The sequence below is a fragment of the Mesorhizobium sp. M1B.F.Ca.ET.045.04.1.1 genome (assembly GCF_003952465.1).
GTDB classification, from domain to species: domain Bacteria; phylum Pseudomonadota; class Alphaproteobacteria; order Rhizobiales; family Rhizobiaceae; genus Mesorhizobium; species Mesorhizobium shonense.
In genome coordinates this window covers 2,604,971-2,623,734 of the sequence record NZ_CP034448.1, presented here as the reverse complement: position 1 = coordinate 2,623,734, position 18,764 = coordinate 2,604,971, and the positions used below count along the sequence as shown (strand labels likewise).

18 protein-coding genes are annotated in these 18,764 nt (G+C 64.4%); 5 read left to right on the top strand and 13 right to left on the bottom strand.

Annotation, left to right across the window (positions count from 1 at the left end; all coding sequences use genetic code 11):
* The first annotated feature begins 70 nt into the window (after positions 1-70).
* A complete protein-coding gene (locus EJ071_RS12855; protein WP_126098201.1) occupies positions 71-511 on the top strand; it encodes a CBS domain-containing protein in 441 nt (146 codons plus the stop codon).
* 14 nt (positions 512-525) lie between these two features.
* Here the strand turns inward: EJ071_RS12855 and EJ071_RS12850 are convergent, their stop codons facing one another.
* The 13 genes from EJ071_RS12850 to uxuA all read right to left on the bottom strand — a co-directional run bounded on the left by EJ071_RS12850 (position 526) and on the right by uxuA (position 15,001).
* Positions 526-1,362: an SMP-30/gluconolactonase/LRE family protein gene (locus tag EJ071_RS12850; protein WP_126098200.1), complete on the bottom strand. Its 837-nt coding sequence runs from the start codon at positions 1,360-1,362 to the stop codon at positions 526-528.
* A gap of 10 nt (positions 1,363-1,372) precedes the next feature.
* A complete protein-coding gene (locus EJ071_RS12845; protein ID WP_245460213.1) occupies positions 1,373-3,136 on the bottom strand; it encodes a CoA-transferase in 1,764 nt (587 codons plus the stop codon).
* 20 nt (positions 3,137-3,156) lie between these two features.
* Positions 3,157-4,173: a hypothetical protein gene (locus EJ071_RS12840; RefSeq protein ID WP_126098198.1), complete on the bottom strand. Its 1,017-nt coding sequence runs from the start codon at positions 4,171-4,173 to the stop codon at positions 3,157-3,159.
* On the bottom strand, positions 4,170-4,958 hold the full coding sequence (locus EJ071_RS12835) for an enoyl-CoA hydratase/isomerase family protein (RefSeq protein ID WP_126098197.1): 789 nt from the start codon (positions 4,956-4,958) through the stop codon (positions 4,170-4,172). Before EJ071_RS12835 ends, EJ071_RS12840 begins: the two co-directional genes overlap by 4 nt.
* Before the next feature lie 2 nt (positions 4,959-4,960).
* Positions 4,961-6,166 (bottom strand): CaiB/BaiF CoA-transferase family protein, encoded by a 1,206-nt coding sequence (locus EJ071_RS12830; protein WP_126098196.1) that lies wholly within the window; start codon positions 6,164-6,166, stop codon positions 4,961-4,963.
* A 20-nt stretch (positions 6,167-6,186) separates the two neighbouring features.
* The gene (locus EJ071_RS12825; protein ID WP_126098195.1) at positions 6,187-6,972 is read right to left on the bottom strand and encodes an SDR family oxidoreductase; all 786 of its coding nucleotides are present in this window, start codon (positions 6,970-6,972) and stop codon (positions 6,187-6,189) included.
* 1 nt (position 6,973) lies between these two features.
* Positions 6,974-7,927, bottom strand: a complete 954-nt coding sequence (locus tag EJ071_RS12820) for an ABC transporter permease (RefSeq protein WP_245460212.1) — start codon at positions 7,925-7,927, stop codon at positions 6,974-6,976.
* A gap of 99 nt (positions 7,928-8,026) precedes the next feature.
* Positions 8,027-9,559 (bottom strand): sugar ABC transporter ATP-binding protein, encoded by a 1,533-nt coding sequence (locus EJ071_RS12815; protein ID WP_126098193.1) that lies wholly within the window; start codon positions 9,557-9,559, stop codon positions 8,027-8,029.
* Positions 9,549-10,532 carry an ABC transporter permease gene (locus EJ071_RS12810; RefSeq protein WP_126098192.1) on the bottom strand — a complete coding sequence of 328 codons (984 nt, stop codon included), beginning with the start codon at positions 10,530-10,532 and terminating at the stop codon, positions 9,549-9,551. Before EJ071_RS12810 ends, EJ071_RS12815 begins: the two co-directional genes overlap by 11 nt.
* A 108-nt stretch (positions 10,533-10,640) precedes the next feature.
* Positions 10,641-11,672 carry a sugar ABC transporter substrate-binding protein gene (locus EJ071_RS12805; protein ID WP_126098191.1) on the bottom strand — a complete coding sequence of 344 codons (1,032 nt, stop codon included), beginning with the start codon at positions 11,670-11,672 and terminating at the stop codon, positions 10,641-10,643.
* A gap of 29 nt (positions 11,673-11,701) precedes the next feature.
* Positions 11,702-12,553, bottom strand: a complete 852-nt coding sequence (locus tag EJ071_RS12800; RefSeq protein ID WP_126098190.1) for an IclR family transcriptional regulator — start codon at positions 12,551-12,553, stop codon at positions 11,702-11,704.
* On the bottom strand, positions 12,553-13,695 hold the full coding sequence (locus tag EJ071_RS12795; protein ID WP_126098189.1) for an extracellular solute-binding protein: 1,143 nt from the start codon (positions 13,693-13,695) through the stop codon (positions 12,553-12,555). Before EJ071_RS12795 ends, EJ071_RS12800 begins: the two co-directional genes overlap by 1 nt.
* A gap of 121 nt (positions 13,696-13,816) precedes the next feature.
* Positions 13,817-15,001, bottom strand: a complete 1,185-nt coding sequence (gene uxuA / locus EJ071_RS12790; RefSeq protein WP_126098188.1) for a mannonate dehydratase — start codon at positions 14,999-15,001, stop codon at positions 13,817-13,819.
* Positions 15,002-15,185: 184 nt separating this feature from the next.
* On the opposite strand from uxuA, the gene EJ071_RS12785 reads away from it, so the two are divergent.
* From EJ071_RS12785 to EJ071_RS12770, 4 genes are read left to right on the top strand one after another with little or no spacing between them, the layout of a single operon-like run.
* A complete protein-coding gene (locus EJ071_RS12785) occupies positions 15,186-15,923 on the top strand; it encodes an FCD domain-containing protein (protein WP_126098187.1) in 738 nt (245 codons plus the stop codon).
* A gap of 11 nt (positions 15,924-15,934) precedes the next feature.
* A complete protein-coding gene (locus EJ071_RS12780; RefSeq protein ID WP_126098186.1) occupies positions 15,935-16,720 on the top strand; it encodes an SDR family oxidoreductase in 786 nt (261 codons plus the stop codon).
* 2 nt (positions 16,721-16,722) lie between these two features.
* Positions 16,723-17,838 carry a mannonate dehydratase gene (locus EJ071_RS12775; RefSeq protein WP_126098185.1) on the top strand — a complete coding sequence of 372 codons (1,116 nt, stop codon included), beginning with the start codon at positions 16,723-16,725 and terminating at the stop codon, positions 17,836-17,838.
* A complete protein-coding gene (locus EJ071_RS12770; RefSeq protein WP_245460211.1) occupies positions 17,838-18,539 on the top strand; it encodes an RraA family protein in 702 nt (233 codons plus the stop codon). The genes EJ071_RS12775 and EJ071_RS12770 overlap by 1 nt, the downstream gene beginning before the upstream one ends.
* Positions 18,540-18,764 lie beyond the last annotated feature (225 nt).

Below are 18,764 nucleotides of genomic sequence, written 5' to 3'. Positions count from 1 at the left end.
TTTTGCCGCAGGTTCATTGGGCGTTGATCAGCGCTTCAGCGAGCGCACCCAATTTTTCCGGGAGAACGCCATGAAAGTGCAAGAGTGTATGACCACGAACGTGCGGATTGCGACACTGGAAGCAAGTCTGCGTGATGTTGCCCAAGCGATGGCCGTTCTGGACGCGGGGCTGATCCCCGTTGCCGACAACGGCCGATTGGTCGGCATCGTGACTGACCGGGATATCGCCATCCGGGGCATCGCCGCGGGAATGGAACCTGACACCCCCGTGCGCGATGTCATGTCGACTGACGTCAAATTTTGCTTCGAGGATGAGGAAGTCAGTGCCGTCCTTCAGGACATGGGCGATATCCAGGTGCGGCGCTTTCTGGTGCTCAACAGGGACAAACGGTTGGTGGGCATCGTCTCGCTCGGCGACCTCGTCGGAAACGGCGAAGCGACCCATGCTGGAAAAGCGCTTGAAGGCATCTCTCAAACTGGCGGTCAACACTCGCAAGCAGCAGCTCACTGACAGCGCCAGGCTGCTCAGCTTGGAATTGCGGCCAGATCGATCTCGGTGATGTGCCAGCGGCCAAGATTTGCGGTGTAGAGCTTGTCGCCCTTGAAGGCGATGTTGGTGGGGTGAGCCAGCGTGGTCGCCGCCGGATCCTCGATCAGCACTTCGAGGCCTCGCTCCTTTCGCCAGCGATAGATCCGGCTTGGCTCGTAGCATGAGATGAACAGCGAGCCGTCGGGAGCGAAGGCGACGCCATCCGGAACATTGCGCACGTCTTCGACGACGACCTGCCGAGCCCCTGCGCTGCCGTCGCCGAGGATCGGCACATGACTGATGCAGGACGCGTTGCTTTCCACCACGTAGAGGCCGCTGCCGTCCGGCGCCATGGCCATGCCGTTGGCGAACGACATGACTTCCCGGCACCACAGGCCGCCCTCGCCCGTCTCGAGATCGTAGCGGAAGATGCCCGAGCGATTGCCCTCGCCGACGCTGTCCGAAACGAAGAGCCAGCCTCTCGTCTCGTCGACCACCGGATAGTTGGGCACGCGGATGCCGGACGAGGCAAAGCGCTCCATGTAACCCGTCGCGGCGTCCCAGCGGAAGATCGCGGCATGCCTGAGATCGCACGCGAAACAGTTGCCGGCGCTGTCGAAGGCAATGCCGAGCAGAAACCCATCCGTGCCGCCCATGCGCTCGACCGAGCTGCCGTCGGCGGCAAGCCTCAGGAGATCGCCGTTTTCGGTGCCGCACCAGATCGATCCATCGCGGTGGACAGCAACACCTTCCGGATGCGCGACGCGCGGATTGGTGAAGATGCCGTCGAAGAAGGTGCGCGCGGCGGACATGTCGAGCAACGGCTTTGCCATGGAGCGCTCCTCAGCTTGTAACAGGCGATCTCTGCATGCCGATCAAGCGCTCGACCATCGCGCGATCGGCGGCGAGGATCTCGGCAATCAGAGCGCCACGCTCCTTCGCGCTGACGAATTCGAGACGCCGCAAACCGAGCGGGTCGATGCGGTTTCTTAACGTAGCGAGCGTATCGCTGGACGGCACCGGCACCTCCCGGCAACCGGCATCGAATGTTACGGTAAATCCGGTGGCGTCGCGGATCTGCTGGCGGGTAACGCCCGGCATGGTTTCGATGACGGTCAATTCCCTCGATGTCTGGTCGAGCCGGAAGACGCAGAGGTCGGTGAAGACCAGCGCCTTGCCGGTGCGATAGCCCATCGGCTCCCGCTCGGCCGGCGTCAGCAGCCCGCGCGCCGAACTCACGATCTCGACCTCATGCACCAGCGACTGGACCGAATGGCGGGGGATATAGAGCAAATAGTCGCGGTGCATGTTGGCGACGTCGGCCATGCCGCCCTGTCCGGGCAGCCGCAACAGGCCGCCGCTCGGTTTGCGCAGCGCGATAGTGTTGACGCGGCCGCGCCGGTCGACTTGTGCCGCGCCGACGATCTCATGCGTCACCGCGCCGGCCTGGTAGTAGGTCGAATAGGTGTCGTCGCCGCCGGCATGCGCCGCCGCCGTCTCGCAATCGAGGCTTTCTATCAGCGAGAGCACCATCGGGCTCGGCGCGATGTCGAGATGGCCGCAGCTCATCGTCGCGATGAACATATCCGGCGCATGCGTCGCCTTGGCCAGCCGGTAGGCGACGTTGGCGAGCGGCGACACCGCGCCGGCGCTGGCGAAGCTCTCATTGTCGAATTCGGTGGCGATCCGCGCGGTAATGACCTCGTCGATGGATGCCTCCTTGTCGCCATGCGCGAGCGCAGGCATCGCAAGAACCGTCTCCGTGCTGACTTTCGCCGCTTTCCGGAGCCGCTCCGACAGGCCGCCCGAAGGCAGGCGGAGCTTGTCCGACAAGGCTGTGTCCTTCGCCGCGAATGCCTCCGACAATCCCTGATAGTCGGTGACGTAGAACGGCAGGCACGAGGCCGGATAAGCGCCGCCCGGCGCCAGGGCTATGGCCGAAACCTGATTGCGGGTGAGGATGCTCTGGCGGCCGTCCTGCCGCAGCGCTCCGACCGGCACGATCTCTTCGACGGTGACCAGCACCTTGCGCGCCGCGCCCGCCATGGCGAAGTCCAGCGCCCGCGGCCCGATGATCTGCACATTGCCGCTTGCATCGGCGCGCTGGGCATGGACGACGAATGTATCGAGCCTGAGCGGCGGGACAAATCCGGTATCGGTTCCGGCAAGCGGATCGGGTCCGGCTGTCGCATTCGCCATGCGCGCCAGCATGTCGGATCCCTCTGGAAGCTGGAACGGCATCGACGGCAGGTTCTGCTGTGCCGCCCGCAATGCCTGGATCATGGCCAGGGCCGTCCAGTCGCGAACGGGGATTGCGCCGCTCTCGGCAGCGGCGCGGAACTTCGGCGGCAGCCCGAAGATGTCGAGGCTGGAGAAGCAGAGGTCTATTTCCGCCACCGCATCCGCCTCGAGCAGCAGCTCGAGCGGCAACCCGCCGGCCCAGCAAATATAGCGCAAGTCCTTGATGCCGGACCTCGCTATCGCGCGCAGCAGCGCGACCGGCAGCCGGGCGAAATGATGGCCGCCGACCCCGAAGGCATCGCCGTGGCCGACCATCGCCGCCAGCCCCTCGACATCGGTGAATTGAGGCCGGTTCGACTTGACCAAGGAGACTGACCTGCGATCTGTCACAGCGTGGATGCCTCGATGCGGTAGCGGGTCACGAACGGTTTTTCGGGCGAGAATTCCAGCGCCGTCGCAATGCCGGATTGCGCGATCGGATTGCCGGCCAGCGCGGTCGCCGGACCGAGTCCGAAGGGCGAGCAGATCGGCTCGATGCCGATGGCGACGTGACGCCTGTTCCAGGGCGCCGCCTTGCGCCCGCGATTGGAATACCAAAGCAGCAGGCTTGGGAAATGCTCCTTTTGCCAGGACAGCTGCACCCGGTAGCCGTCCTCATGGTTGGCGAGCGCCGCCGTGCCGTCCAGCCCCTCGATTTGCAGCAGCTCTTCCGTGTCGGCGTCCAGTGGCAAGCGAGAGGCGTCAGTCACACCGCCGGCGCGCGCGGGCACCGAGGCGAGGTCAGTGAAGGATTTGTTTCGGGCAAACAGCGCCGCGCCGGGTTCGACATCGTGCGGATAGGTGCGGCCTTCGTCGAAGCCGCCAAGCTCCAGCGTGGCGGCGCCCGTCTCGAACGGCAGCCGGAACACCGGATGCAGCCCGATCGGCAGCCGGCAGTCACGGCGGACGACGACCTTGAATTCAATGTCGATGGCCGGCGCCGACGGATCGGGCCTCACCGTCCGCTCGACACGCTCGACCGGGCTTGCCTCAGGATAGGCAAGCGCCAGCGATAGCGATCCGCGCTCGCTGTCGCGCCAGGTCCAGTCATGGTTGGAGCTGTGGCCATGGACTTCTTCGTCCGGCGCCGGCGGGCCCATGACGCGCACCCAGCTCTCGGGCCATCCCTCGGCTGGCACCGAATAGCCGAAGGGCACACAAGGCCATTCGCCGCGCAGCCTGCGCAGAATGCCAGGCAGCATTTCGGCCCCCGGCTCGTTGGACCAGGGCGCGATGTGCATCGGCGCGACCTGCCGGCCATCGGCCAGCAGGAAGGTGACCGGCGCCAGCATCGCGCCGAGCCGCTGCACGGTCAGCGCGCCATGTGCCCAGCCCAGGCCGCGATAGTCGTCGCCGGCGTTCACGGCGCAGCCTTCTTAGCCTTTGTCGTGCTTTTGTCGGCGAACTCCCTGATGCGCCGCTGGCCGATCTCGCTGCGGTAGAGGCCGCCCAGAATGTCGCGCTCCATGGCGAGGCCTTCGGCCAGATCGCCCGACAGCGCATGCGCCGTCAGCGCTTTCAGGCCTTCGATCGCCGCGGCCGGCTCGGCGGCGATCATCCCGGCCAATTCCAGCGCGCGCGGCATCAGGGCGTCGACATCGACAATCTCGTTGACCAGGCCGGCACCGACGAATTCGGAAGCCGGCACGATGGCGCCTGTCATCAGCAGAAGATTGGCGCGGTTGCGGCCGAGCTTGGCGACGCTGCGTTGCGTGCCGCCGCCGCCGGGGATCAGCCCGAGCTTGATCTCCGGCAGGCCGAGCTTCGCGAACTGGTTGGCGATCACGAGATCGCAGCACAGCACCAGCTCCATGCCGCCGCCCAACGCGAAGCCGTTGACCGCCGCGATCACCGGCTTGCGGTTGTTCTCGATCGCCGCGTACATGCGCGTGCCCGCCGCCTGGAACGTGTCGAACTCGGCAGCCGTCTGGGCGGCGTATTCCTTGATGTCGGCGCCGGCCATGAAGCCGCGCCCCTCGCCGGTTACCACGATCACGCCGACGCCCGCATCTGCCGACAGCGCCTCGAACACCTCGGTGATCTCGCCCTGCATCAGCCGGTTCATGGCGTTGAGCTGATCGGCGCGCCGGAAAGTGACGATCGCGACACGGCCAGAGGTCTCGACCGTGAGTGTCCGGTAGGTGCTCATCGTCAGGCCGCGTCCACGGTCATGTCACCGGACGCTTCGAGCGCGGCGATCTCATCCTTCGACAGGCCGAGCTCGGAGAGGATCTCGCGCCCATGCTGGCCGACCAGAGGCGCCGGCCGTTCGATGGTCGCGGGCGTCTCGCTCATCTTGACAGCCGGCGCCACCACCCGCACCTTGCCGCCGCGCGGATGATTATAGCTGGTGATCATGCCCATATGCGTGACCTGCGGGTCTTCCGCCGCGCTGCGGATATCCTTCACCTCGGCGCACCAGATGTCGGCCTTGAGCAGCCTAGCCAGCAGATCCTGCGTGGCGAATTTCTTGGTCTCGGTATTGACCTTCTCGAAGACCTCGTCGCGCTTGTCGAACAGCGTCTTCAAGTCGTCATAGACGGCGAGCTGCGGCGCCTCCAGCACCTCGTAAAGCGTCTTGAACGGGCTCATGGCGATCGACACGTAGCCGCCGTCCCTTGTCTCGTAGATGCCGAACGGCGCCTGCATGCCGGGATGGCCGATGCCGGAATTCGGCCGCACGAAATCCTCGCCGAGATTGAGCACGGCGACATATTCCTGGTTGAGATGCGCCAAGAGGCCGGCCAGCAGATTGACCTCGATCTTCTGGCCCTTGCCGGTCTTCTCGCGATAGTAGAGCGCCGACAATATGCCGTAGACCATGTTCATGGCGCCGATCTGGTCGGCGAGGCCGGCGCCGGCGGGAACCGGAGCCTGGTCGCCGCGGCCGGTGTTGGCGATCAGCCCGGCAAGTCCCTGGATCAGCATGTCCTGGCCGGGGCGCTCGACGTAAGGCCCCTCCTCGCCATAGCCCGAACCCGAGCAGTAGATGATACGCGGATTGACGGCCTTGAAGTCCTCGTAGCCATAGCCGAGCTTGGCCAGCACGCCGGGGCGGAAATTCTGCACCACCACATCGGCGGTCCGGGCCATCTCCATGATGATGGCACGCACCCTGCGGCTTTTCAGGTTGAGCGCGATCGAGCGCTTGTTGCGGTTCCAGGCGAGGAAGTTCGGGCTCTCGGAGCCGCCCACCCATTTGGCGAAGAAGGTCATGCCGCGGAACATGTCGCCGGCGCCGGCGCGCTCGATCTTGATGACATCGGCGCCCATGTCGCCAAGCAACTGCGTGGCGAACGGCCCTTGCAACAGATGGCTGAAATCGAGGATGCGGACGCCTTCGAGGGCCTTGTTCATTTCAATTCTCGTTTCGTGTTTCAGAGCAGTTCGGGAACGTAGCGCGGCGCGGCGGTCAGCCCGCCGTCGACGCGCAGGTCGGTGCCGGTGGTGAAGCCGGCCGCATCGGAAGCCAGATAGACGGCGGCCTCGGCCACTTCGGAAGGCTCGCCGATGCGGCCGAGCGGATGCATCTTGATCCAGGCCTTGGCGAGGTTGCCGCCGATCTCCTTGATCAGCCTGTCGTTCATCGGCGTGTTGATGGTGCCGGGCGAGATCGAATTGACGCGGATGTTCAGCGGGCCGAACTCGACCGCCATCTGGCGCGTCATCGCCATCACCGCGCCCTTGGCGCCGGCGTACGCAGTCCAGCCGTCGAGGCCGATATGACCCTGCGCGGAGGCCATGTTGATGATCGAGCCCGACTTCTGCGCGATCATGTGCGGCAGCGCGTATTTGCAGCCGCGGAACACGCTGGTCAGGTTGACCGCGATCAGCCGGTGCCATTGCTCGTCGGTCATCTCGTGCACCGGCATGCCGCCGATGGCGATGGCGGCGTTGTTGACCAGGATGTCGAGGTGTCCGGTCTTCTTGACCGCGCCGTCGATGAGGCCGGCGATATCGGCTTCCTGCGAGACGTCGCAATGGACATAGTCGGCAAGGTGGCCGGCCGCGCGCAGTGCGGCCGCGAAAGCCTCGCCGGCACCGTCGGCGATGTCGCCGAGGAAGACATGCGCCCCTTCCCGCGCCATCGCCTCGGCGATCGCGTGGCCGATGCCGTCGGCGGCGCCGGTGATGACGGCGGTTTTTCCTTCAAGACGAGCCATGTCAGCCTCCATTCGCGCGCCGGCGCTTCGCCTCGTCGAAGGCGACCGCGGCGATGATGATCATGCCGGTGATGACCAGCTGCCATTCGGTCGGCAGCCCAAGCCCGCGCAGGCCGTTGGACAGGAACTGCAGGATCAGAACGCCGAGCGCCATGCCGGTCAGGCTGCCTATGCCGCCGGCGAGGCTCACCCCGCCGAGCACGGTCGCGGCGACAACCTGGAATTCGAAATTGAGCCCTGCCGTATGCTGCGCCGAGCCGACACGCGCCGCCAGGATGATGCCGGCAACCGTCGCCAGCAGCGAACTGATGATGAAGCAGATGAACTTGACGCGCCGCACGTCGTAGCCCGCCAGCCGCGCCACTTCCTGATTGCCGCCGACGGCGTAGATCTGCCGCCCGAACGGCCGGTGCTGCATCATGTAGCCGAAGGCGGTAAGCAGCACGATGGCGATGACAGCCGAATACGGGATGATGTTGAACAGGCGCCCGTCCGACAGCGCGATGAAGCTGTCGAGGCTGGCGTCGTCGGGGATCGCGCGCTGGCCGGTATAGAGATAGACGCCGCCGCGCATGATGAACATCGTGCCCAGCGTCACGATCAGCGAGTTGATGCCGGCATAGGCGGTGAGGTAGCCGTTGACCACACCGGTGATGAGGCCGAACAACAGCGCAACGCTGACGCCGGCCAAAAGCGAATTGGTGTCGTTCATGACGATGATCAGCGGCAGCGCAATCGTCGCCAGCAGCGAGCCGATCGAGATGTCGACCTCGCCGGAAATGAAGACGATGGCGCAGCCGATGCCTGCGGTGAGCGCGAGCGAGGCCTGGCCAAGTACGTTGGTCATGTTGCGCACGGAGAGGAAATTCTCGACCGTGGCGGAAAAGAACACCAGCACCAGGACGAGGCAGACGAGCAGCGCCAGTTCCTGCCTGGCGAAGAGCCGCGCCAGCATGGAGGGCTCAGCTTTTGCAGAAGCTGTGCTTGTAAGGCTCATCGCTTCTCCCCTTCAAAGGACTGAACGCAGGAAATGCCGCCGCGAGGCACCATGGTCTCACCCGATCGCCGCATTGAGGATCTTTTCCTGCGTAGCTTCCTCGCGCGACATGATCGCGGTCAGGCGGCCCTCGCACATCACCGCGATCCGGTCGGCGAGACCGAGCAGTTCGGGCATCTCTGACGTCATCATGACGACCGCCAGGCCTTCGCCGGCAAGCCGGTCGATCAGCGCGAAGATTTCCGACTTGGCGCCGACGTCGATGCCGCGTGTCGGCTCGTCGACGACGATGACCTTCAGGCCGCGCATCAGCCAGCGCGAGATCAGCACCTTCTGCTGGTTGCCGCCCGACAGGTTCTTCACCTGCTGGAACAGGCTGGGCGTCTTGATGCGGAAACGGTCGACATAATCCTGTACCGCTCTATGTTCCTTCGCCTTGTCGACGAACCCCAGGCGGGCGAAGGCGCCGAGCGAAGCAAGGCTGGCATTCTGGTAGACCGGCAGCTCACCCATCAGGCCTTCGCTCTTGCGATCCTCGGTGAGCAGGCCGATGCCGAGCCGGACGCCGGCGCGCGTGTCATGCGGCGCCAGGCGCTGACCATCGACCGTGATCGCGCCCGAACTGATCGGGTCGTAACCGACGATCGCCTTGGCGAGTTCGGTGCGGCCGGCGCCCATCAACCCGAAGAAGCCGAGCACCTCGCCGGCGCGCGCCTCGAAGGAGACGTCGTTCAGCTTCTTCGCCGTGCTGAGGTTTTCCACGGAGAGCGCGACCTTGCTACCCGGCGCACCGCGCTTGCGGGGAAACAGATTGTCGATGCGCCGGCCGATCATGTCCTGGATGAGCGTGTCGTTGGTGTGCTCGCCGATCGGCTTGGTCGAGATGTGGCGTCCGTCACGCAGCACGGTCACCGTGTCGGCGATCTCGAACACCTCGTCGAGCTTGTGGCTGACATAGACCACCGCGATGCCGAGGGCCGCCAGGCGGCGGATGACGGTGAACAGCAGCGAGACTTCGTTCGGCGTCAGCGAGGACGTCGGCTCGTCCATCACTACGACGCGCGCCTCGTGAGCGAGCGCGCGGGCGATCTCGACCATCTGCTGCTGGCTGACCGGCAGCGATCCCGTCCGCGCCGCCGGATCGACATTGAAGCCGATGCGGTTGAACAGCGCTGCGGAATCGGTACGGATCTTCTTCCAGTCGATCGAGCCGGCCTTGCCGGTCGGATAGCCTTCGAGAAAGATGTTCTCGGCGACGGTGAATTCGGAGATCAATGCGATCTCCTGGAACACGACCTTGATGCCTTCCTTCAGGCTGTCGCGCGGCGACTTGATGTCGACCTCGCGTCCGCGCATGCGGATGGTGCCGGCATCCTTGCCGTAGACGCCCGCCATGATCTTGATCAGCGTCGACTTGCCGGCGCCGTTCTCGCCCATCAGGGCGTGGATCTTGCCGGGCTCCAGGGTGAAGTCGACATTGTCCAGCGCCACGACGCCCGGGAAGCGCTTGCCGATGCCGCGCAGTTCCAGCGCCAGCACATTCGTGTCGATAGCCGCGCCTTCGCCGGGATGCAGGAAATCAACGGACATTGGCTTTGTTCCGGATGATGTCGAGATAAGTCGCCAGGATGATGACGATGCCGGGCACCACCATCTGCAAATCCTGGTTCCAGCCGAGAATGATGATGCCGTTGTCGATCACCTTCAGCACCAGCACGCCGAGCAACGTGCCGAACAGCGAGCCGCGGCCGCCGAGCAGGCTGGTGCCGCCGAGGATGACGGCGGCGATGACCGTCAGCTCGAAACCGCGGCCGGCGGTCGGCTGGCCGGCATTCATCAGCGACGACAGGATCATGCCGGCGACGCCGACGCATAGGCCGGTGACGACGAAGGCAAACAGCTTGAGCCGTTCCGAGCGCAGGCCGGACAGGCGCACCGCCTTTTCATTGGCACCGACCGCGTAGAGATAGCGGCCGAGCGTGGTGAAGCGCAGCGTCACATAGGCAACCGCGAAGATCAGCGCCGCCAGGATGACAGGGACCGGCACCGCGCCGACATAGCCGGCGCCGAGATCGGTGAAGCTCGCCAGCTGATTGTGGTTCTGCACCGCCTCGCGCGTGAACAGATAGACGCCGCCCTGCAGCATCATCATCGTGCCGATGGTGGCGATCAGCGAGTTCACCCTGAGCCTTGTGACCACCAGCCCGTTGAACAGCCCGACACCGCCGGCAAAGGCAAGCGCCGCCAGCATGCCGAGCGCAAGGCTGTGCGTCGAGTTGAGCACCGCCATGCCGATGCAGCCGACGAACGCGAGCGACGCTCCGACCGACAGGTCGACCTCCGCCGTGATGATGAGCATGGTCATGCCCGAGGCGACGATCAGCACCAGCGCGCATTGGCGCAGGATGGCGATGATGTTGGCCTCCGAATAGAACTGCGGCGCCGCGATCGAGATGGCGATGCACAGCGCGGCCAGGATGGCGCCCAGCACGAGCTGGCTGCCGCCCAGAAGCTGGCCGCCGATCGAACGTCTTTGCGCGGGGGCGTGGGTAAGCTCGCTCATCTCAGTCCATTCCGGTCGCTCGGGGTCAGGCGCTGGTGCCGTGTCCTTGCTGCCGACAGCGCCCGCCTGGGCCCTTCCCGCGTCGCGGGAAGAGCCGTGTCGATCAGCCTATTTCTTTAGGTCGGCTGAGGTCTTCATGCACTTTGCCGGCGGCTGCAGCGCATTGACGGCGTCCCATTTGATGGTGCGGGTGGTGCCGTCGTAATCATAGAACTTTTTCCAGTCCTCGCCGGCCATCGGTGCGGTCGGGCTGACGATGTGCTCGGGCACTTCCTCGCTGTTGAAGAGCTTGACCGCGGCATCGATGGCGGTGAACCCCTCCTTTTCCGGGAACATCGCCGCCTCGATGCGGTAGGACGGCTCGTTCTGCATCGCGTTGATGAAGGCAAGCCCTTCGCCGCCGGTGCCGACCGTCAGCAGGCCGTCCTGCGATTTGCCGGCCGCTTTCCAGGCCTGCAGGCCGCCCAGCGAGGAGGAATCGTTGATGCCGTAGATGATGTTGATGTCGGAATTCTTGGCCAGCGCCGCCGAAGAGACTTCGAGCGCGCGGTCCGGATTGCCGCCGCCGTCGAGGTCGTGGACCATGACCGCGTCGGGGATGATCGTCTTCAGCCCGTCCATGAAGCCATGCGAGCGCAGCACCGTGGCGGACAGCAGCGGCAGGCCGACATTCATCACCTTGGCGACGCCGCCGAGCTTTTCCTTGGCGTATTTGCCGGCCTCGACGCCGGACATGTAGCCGGTGTCGTAGTCGCAGATGGCGACCATGGTGGTCATGCCCTTGACCGGGTTGCCTTCCAGCACGACCGGGATGTTGTTGGATTTGGCCTGGCGCAGCAACGGCACCACGCCCTCCTCGTTGACGGGCGTGATGATCAGCACGTCGACGCCCTTGGCCATGAAGTCTTCCGCGGCCGACACTTCCTTGGCGATGTCGAGATTGGCGTCCTGCACCTCGAACTCGATGCCGAGATCCTTGGCGCGCGCCTTCATGCCCTTGATGACGTTCTGGTACCACTCATGGGTGGCGTAGTTGGTGACGTAGCCGATGCGCTTGGGCATGTTCTCGGCATGCGCCGCGGCGGCGCCCAGGGCCAGTACGGCCGCGGATGCGAATAGGATTGACTTGGTCCAGTGCATTTCCTTCTCCCAGGTTTTTTCGCTTTTTGTCAGTCGCTGAACGGGTAGTCCCGCCGTTCCGGGTCGGCATGCAACGAAGAGGTGGATTCGCCCCAGCCGAGCGCGGCCGATATCTTCTCGGCGGCGGCGCGGGTGCGTTCGAAGACGGTTTCGCGGTCGAAGCGCGCCGCCTTCTGCGGCAAGAGCGGCACCGTGAGCGCGGCGATGACGGCGCCGGTGTGATCGCGCACCGGCATGGAGATGTTGGTGCAGGCCTCGACGGCCAAGGAAGCGCGCATCTCGTAGCCGAGCCTGGCCACTTCGTTCAGCCGCGCCTCGATTTCCGCCCGCGTTCCCTGGCCTTCGCCGGCGGCCACGATGCGCTCGACGATGCGGTCGCGCTCGGCCCGATTCGAGTGGGCGAGCAGGACCGCGCCGGAACTGGTTTCGAGGATCGGGAAATGCGATCCCAGCGCAACCGAATAGCGCATCGGCAGCGGTGAATCGATCTGCAGCACCACCAGCGCGTTCTGTCCCTCGCGCACCACCAGGTGACAGCTTTGGTCGGCATTGGCGGTCAATTCGCGCATCACCGGCAGCGCGCATTCGACCAGGCGGTTCACCGGCGGATGCATATGCGCCAATTCGAACAGTTTGAGCGACAGCCGGAAGCGGTCCGATTGCGTGCGGAAGATATAGCCCCGCTTCTCCAGGAGTAGGAGGATGCGGTAGATCTCGTGGATGGAGCGGCCGAGACCGGTCGCGATCTCGGTCTGGGTCAGCGCTTCGGCGCTTGCAGCCATGAACTCCAGGACGTCGAGCGCCTTCTCCACCGCCGGCACGCGATAGCCGTTGCGGCCGCTTTCGCCCTCGTCGATCGTTTCGGCAATGCCGGCAGCCATCACGCGACGCTCCGTTCCGGTTGCCTGGTTTCGCGGCAGAGACGGTTCACGTGCTCGGCCAGTTCGGCAGCCGCGATATCGCCGGCGATAGCAGCAGCCGCGCGCGGCGCGCATTCGCGGAAGAAGGCGATGAAGCCCGGGTTCGTCGGGCGCAGATAGGACGAACTGATCGTGCGCAGCGTCGATGAGAAGAAATCGCCGGCGAAACGATTGACCTCGGCGTCCTTCCAGGCGGCCAGCGATCCCGGCTGTCCGCCCGATCTCACATAGTCGCCGCGCTGATATTCGGGCGAGCACAGGAACAGCGCGTAGTCGATCGCCTCCCGCTTGTGCTTCGACTGGGCGCTGACGCCGATGCCGGCGCCCCCGAGCAGGGCGCCGGCCGATCGCGTCGTCGGCACGTCGGCAAAGCGCAGATACGGCCCGTCGGTCTTCGACGCGTAATTCACATAGCCGAAGGCGAAGGGCACATAGACCACGTCGTCATGCGCGATCATGTGGTCGTAGCAGCGGATCGGATTCCATTTGGACGAGTTGGGATGTGACAACGCCGCAAGCTCGCGCAGTTGTGCCACGGCCTGCTCGACCATCTCCCTGGCGATGAATTGCTCGCCGTTCTCCTGCGGATGGCAGAGCGTCAGAAGCAGGCACATGGCATCCGTCGGCACGGAAGGCAGGCCGAGCCATCTCCCGTCCTTGCGCGCCAGCCGGCCGAGATCGACGACCTCTTCATGCGTACGGGGCACCGGCCCGTAGCGCTCCAGGAGGTCCGGACGATATGACGCTACGTGGCAGGCGGCATCGATCGGCAATGCCCATTGCCGTCCGTTCTTCTCGTAGGACCGCCAGGACGGACCGACCGAATCCTGCTCGAAGAAGCGGATCTGCTCCGCCGACAGATAGGCGTCGAACGGCACCATCAGCCCGTCCTGCGCGATGTCGCCGATGAAGGGATGGTCGAACACGACCAGATCGTACTTGCCGAGCACCGGGCCGAGCGCGCCTTCGCCGAATTCATAGAGACTGCGGCGATCCCATTCGATTTCCAGGCCGGGATTGGCGGCGCAATACGGCCCGACGCTGGCGTCCAGCGGACCCCAGCAACGTCGATGATCCCACGCAAGACCGCGCAGTCTTGTCATATCCGGCAATTCCTCCCTGGAACCGGGCCTGTTGCCCGGCTCGCAAATCAGTAGCAGGTATTTTTACCTGAGCAAATAGTTTTTACATACGCAAACAGCGCTCCCCCGGCCAGCCACAGCCTCAAGCCAGCCCAAACCGCTCGACAGCCCGCATGATGCCGCGCAACTCGGCGAGGCCTTTCAGGCGGCCGATCAGCGAGTAGCCGGGATTGATCCTGGTCTTGCCGATGTCGTCGGCGAGCAGATGTCCGTGGTCCGGCCGCATCGGAATGCGCCAGTCGGCGCGGCCTTCCGAGCGGCGGCGCGCCTCCTCCTGCATCAAGGCGAGGATGACATGCGCCATGTCGGTCCCGCCCTCGAGATGCTCGGCCTCGTGGAACGAGCCGTCGTCCTCGATGGTGACGTTGCGCAGATGGACGAAATGGATGCGGCCGGCGAATTCCTTGACCATGGCGACGATGTCGTTGTCGGCGCGCGTGCCGTAGGAGCCGGTGCAGAAAGTCAGCCCATTGGCCGGACTGTCGACGGCGTCGAGGATGAAGCGCGCATCCTCGGCTGTCGAAACGACGCGCGGCAGGCCATAGAGCGAGAAGGGCGGGTCGTCGGGATGGATGCACATGCGCACCCCTTCCTGTTCGGCCACCGGAATGATCTCGCGCAGGAACCAGGCGAGATTGTCGCGCAATTCCTTCGGTCCGATTGCATCGTATTCGGCCAATGCCTCGCGAAAACTGTCGCGGTTGTAGCTGCGCTCGGTGGCCGGCAGGCCGGCGATGAGGTTGCGCTCGATCCTGTCGATCTTCTCCTTGCCGAGTTCCTTCAGCCGCGCTTCCGCTTCGGCGATGCGGGCGGGCGCGTAGCCGGCCTCGGCATTCCTGCGCTTCAGCACGAACAAGTCGTAAGCCGCGAAATCGATCGCGTCGAAGCGCAACGCATAACCGGTCGTCGGAAGGCGATACGCCAGATCCGTGCGGGTCCAGTCGACTACAGGCATGAAATTGTAGCAGATCGTGGCGATGCCGGTCTTCGCCAGCGCGCGGATCGTGTCCTTGTAGAAGCCGACATAGCGGGACCGTTCCGGCGAACCGATCTTGATCGAGTTATGGACGGGAATGCTCTCGACGACCGACCAGGTCAGCCCTGCCGCCTCGATGATCCGCTTGCGCTCCAGGATGTTTTCCAGCGGCCAGGCGCGTCCGTCATAGATGTCGTGCAAGGCCGACACGACGCCGGTCGCGCCCGCCTGCTTGACGTGATCGAGTGTCACCGGATCGTCCGGGCCATACCAGCGCCAGCACTGTTCCATTGTCGTTCTCCTCCGTGAGAGGCCGGCAACTTATTGTTGGACCACAATGCAAGTCAAATTAAAAATTGCGGCGCTCACGGCGATTATCTTTTCGCAAAAAGGCGTAGGAAATTCGCTGACATGGCCCAGAGCGGTTGTTTTCCCGAAATCTTACGATATTGTGGTCCAACAATTAGGAGGATCGATGTCGGAAAACTCTCAGGTGGCGCGCGACAATGTCGTCGCCCGCCGCGCCGGCGGCAGCTCCGCGGTCGACGTCGCGGCCGGGCGGATCCTCGACCTCATCCGCGCGCGGCGGTTGAATGTCGGCGACGTGCTGCCGACGGAGCGCGAGCTCAGCGAGATCACCGGCGCCAGCCGCAACACGGTGCGCGAGGCGTTGCGCACCATCCGAACCTACGGGCTGATCGAACCAAAACCCCGCGTCGGCGCCGTGCTCGCCGACGGGCAGAGCATCGCCATCCAGAATTTCTTCGCCGCGCATATGGATGTCTCGCGCTCGTCCTTCGCCGATATCCAGGGCTTCAGGCGCATCATCGAGGTCGGTATCGGCGACCACATCGTGCTTAACGCCACGAACGAACAGATCGAGGCGCTCGACGAGATCAATGCCCGGATCGTCGACAGCCGCTCGATCGAGGAGGCCGCCGAGAACGATTTCAATTTCCACATGGCGCTGGTCGCGCTGGCCGACAATCGCATGCTGACGGATATGTATTCCTTCCTGTCCCCGGTGATCCTGCGGATCATGACCATCGGCAAGGAAATGCGCCCGGTGCTGGCCGACACCCGCGCCGCGCATGGCGAGATCATCGCCGCCCTGCGTGCGCGCGACAGGCTGGCCTACGCCTACCTGAGCAGCCGCCACCTCGATTTCGCCCTGCGATTCCTGCCGGAAGAGCCGGCTTCCGACAGTGACTGAAGGAGTTCGCAATGAAGGATTTTGAAGGCAAGATCGCCCTGGTGACCGGCACGACCGGAATTGGTCTCGCAACCGCCAGGCGCCTTGCGGCAGGGGGCGCCGCGATCATCGCCTGCGGCATCGACCGCCCAGCCAATGCGGCGATGAGAGCGGAACTGGAAAGCTCCGAGGCCGGCGTGCTGGTCATCGACACCGACGTCTCCGTCTCCGACCAGGTTCGCGACGCCGTCGCCGCCGGTGTCGGACGCTTCGGCGGCCTCGATGTGATCGTCAATTCGGCGGCCGTCCATCCGTACGGGACTGCGACCAGCACCGATTTCGAGACCTGGAACAAGGCGATGTCGGTCAATGTCGGCTCGATCTACCTGACCGCCCATTTCGGCATCCCGGAAATGATCCGCCGCGGTGGCGGCGCGATCGTCAACGTCGCCTCGGTGCAGGGTTTCGCCTGTCAGCAGAACGTCGTCGCCTATGCCACGACCAAGGGCGCCATCCACACGCTGACGCGTTCGCTGGCGCTCGACTACGCGGCGGCCGGCATTCGGGTCAATTCCGTCAGCCCTGGCTCGATCCGCACGCCGATCCTCGAGAAGGCCGCGCGCGGCGAAAACGGCAGCAATGCCGACGTCGAGGAAGCCTACAGGCGCTTCGGCGCGGCCCATCCGCTCGGTCGTATCGGCGAGCCGGAGGAAGTGGCGGAGCTCATCGCCTTTCTCTGTTCGTCGAAGGCCGGCTTCTGCACCGGCGCGGATTACAAAATAGATGGCGGTCTGACCGCCGGCATCGGTGTGAAGTAACCATGAAGATCGGTCTTGGCCTTTACCGGGAATCGCTGACGCCGGACAATTTCCGCTTTGCACGTCAGGCAGGCGCCACGCACATCGTTGCCCACCTCACCAATTATTTTCGCGGGCGCGATCCTTCGCTGTCCGCCGGCAGCGAGAAGGAAGGCTGGGGCGACTGCTCCACCGATGAGCTCTGGGGCTATGAGGACTTCGCCGGCCTGGTGAAGACAGTACGCGACAACGGTCTGGAAATCGCCGCGATCGAGAATTTTTCGCCCCGTTTCTGGTCCGATGTTTTGCTCGACGGCCCCGACAGGGTAAAGCAGATCGAAGGCTTGAAGCGCCTGATCCGCGACGCCGGGCGCGCCGGCATTCCGTGCATCGGCTACAACTTCTCCATTGCCGGCGTCTGGGGCTGGTCGCGCGGACCGTTTGCGCGCGGTGAGGCGATGTCCGTGGGGCTCGATCTTGCGGCCATCGATCCCAATCTGCCGCTGCCCGACGGCGTCGTCTGGAACATGCGCTACCGAGCCGGTCGGCCTGACGCCGAACCGGTGACGGTGAGCAGCGATGAGCTTTGGCAGCGGCTCGGCACCTTCCTGCGCGAAGTCGTTCCGGTGGCCGAGGAATCCGGCGTGGTGCTGGCCGCGCATCCCGACGATCCGCCGGCCGAAGCGCTGCGCGGCACGGCACGGCTCGTCAACCGGCCGGAGAAATATGACCGGCTGATGGACATCGTCGAGTCGCCGTCCAACGGGCTGGAGCTCTGTCTCGGCTCGCTGCAGGAGATGCCGGGCACCGACGAGATTTACGGGCATGTCCGGCGCTTCGCCCGGCGCAAGCGCATCGGCTACATCCATTTCCGCAACGTGCGCGGCAAGGTGCCGAACTATCACGAGACCTTCGTCGATGACGGCGACATCGACATGGCCGAGATCGTCCGCATCCTGCGCGACGAGGGCTATGATGGCGTCATCATCCCCGACCACACGCCGGAAATGTCCTGCGACGCGCCCTGGCATGCGGGCAAGGCCTTCGCGCTCGGCTATATGCGCGCGCTGGTGCAGAACGCCGCGGCGCTGGGACTTTCCCGCACCGCCCAAGCCACCAACATCCGGATGCAAGCTTGATGACGAGACCGACGCGCCTCTATGCCGACGATGCTGAAATGTACCGCCGGTTCGAGGAAGAACTTTTCGTCGCGGTGGTCGGCGACGTGATGGACATGCTTGGGCTGCAGCATCAGTTCCTGCCGCCGGTGTTCAAGCCTGTCGATGAGAAGACGCGGCTGCTCGGCCGGGCCATGCCGGTGCTCGAAACCGACATCTTTCCGTCCAACGAGCCGACACGCGATCCGCTGATGACCAAGCCGTTCGGGCTTATGTTCGAAGCGCTCGATGAGCTGAAGCCCGGCGAAATCTACGTCGCCAGCGGCGCCTCGCCTCGCTACGCGCTGTGGGGAGAGCTGATGTCGACGCGCGCGAAGATCCTCGGCGCACGCGGCGCGCTGCTCGACGGCTTCGCCCGCGATACGGATGGCATCAAGGCGCTGGGCTTCCCCTGCTTCTGCACCGGCTACTACGCACAGGATCAGGGCGTGCGCGGCAAGGTCATCGACTATCGCTGCGCGCTCGAGATCGGCGGTGTGCGCGTAGAGCCGGGAACGCTCCTCTTCGGCGACAAGGAAGGTGTCCTCGTTATCCCACGGCAAGCCGAGGAAGAGGTCGTGCGGCTCGCCCTTGAAAAGGTTCGCGGAGAAAAGCTCGTCGCCAAGGCGATCCGCGAGGGGATGAGCGCGGTGGACGCTTACAAGACCTTCGGCATCATGTGACAGCGGCCTGAGGCGTGCCGCAGCGGCCGCGACCAGCGCATCGCCATTCGTCTGGGACAAATTGCAACTTCAAACGGCGAAAAACAAGCTGCGATTGCATCCAAAATAATTAAATTAATTTATATTTCAATTCAATTTTTACATATTAACTAACTATTAATATATCGCTTAACATTTTGATTTTTTTACTTATGGTGCCCATGAAGGGGGTAGTTTGAATATCGG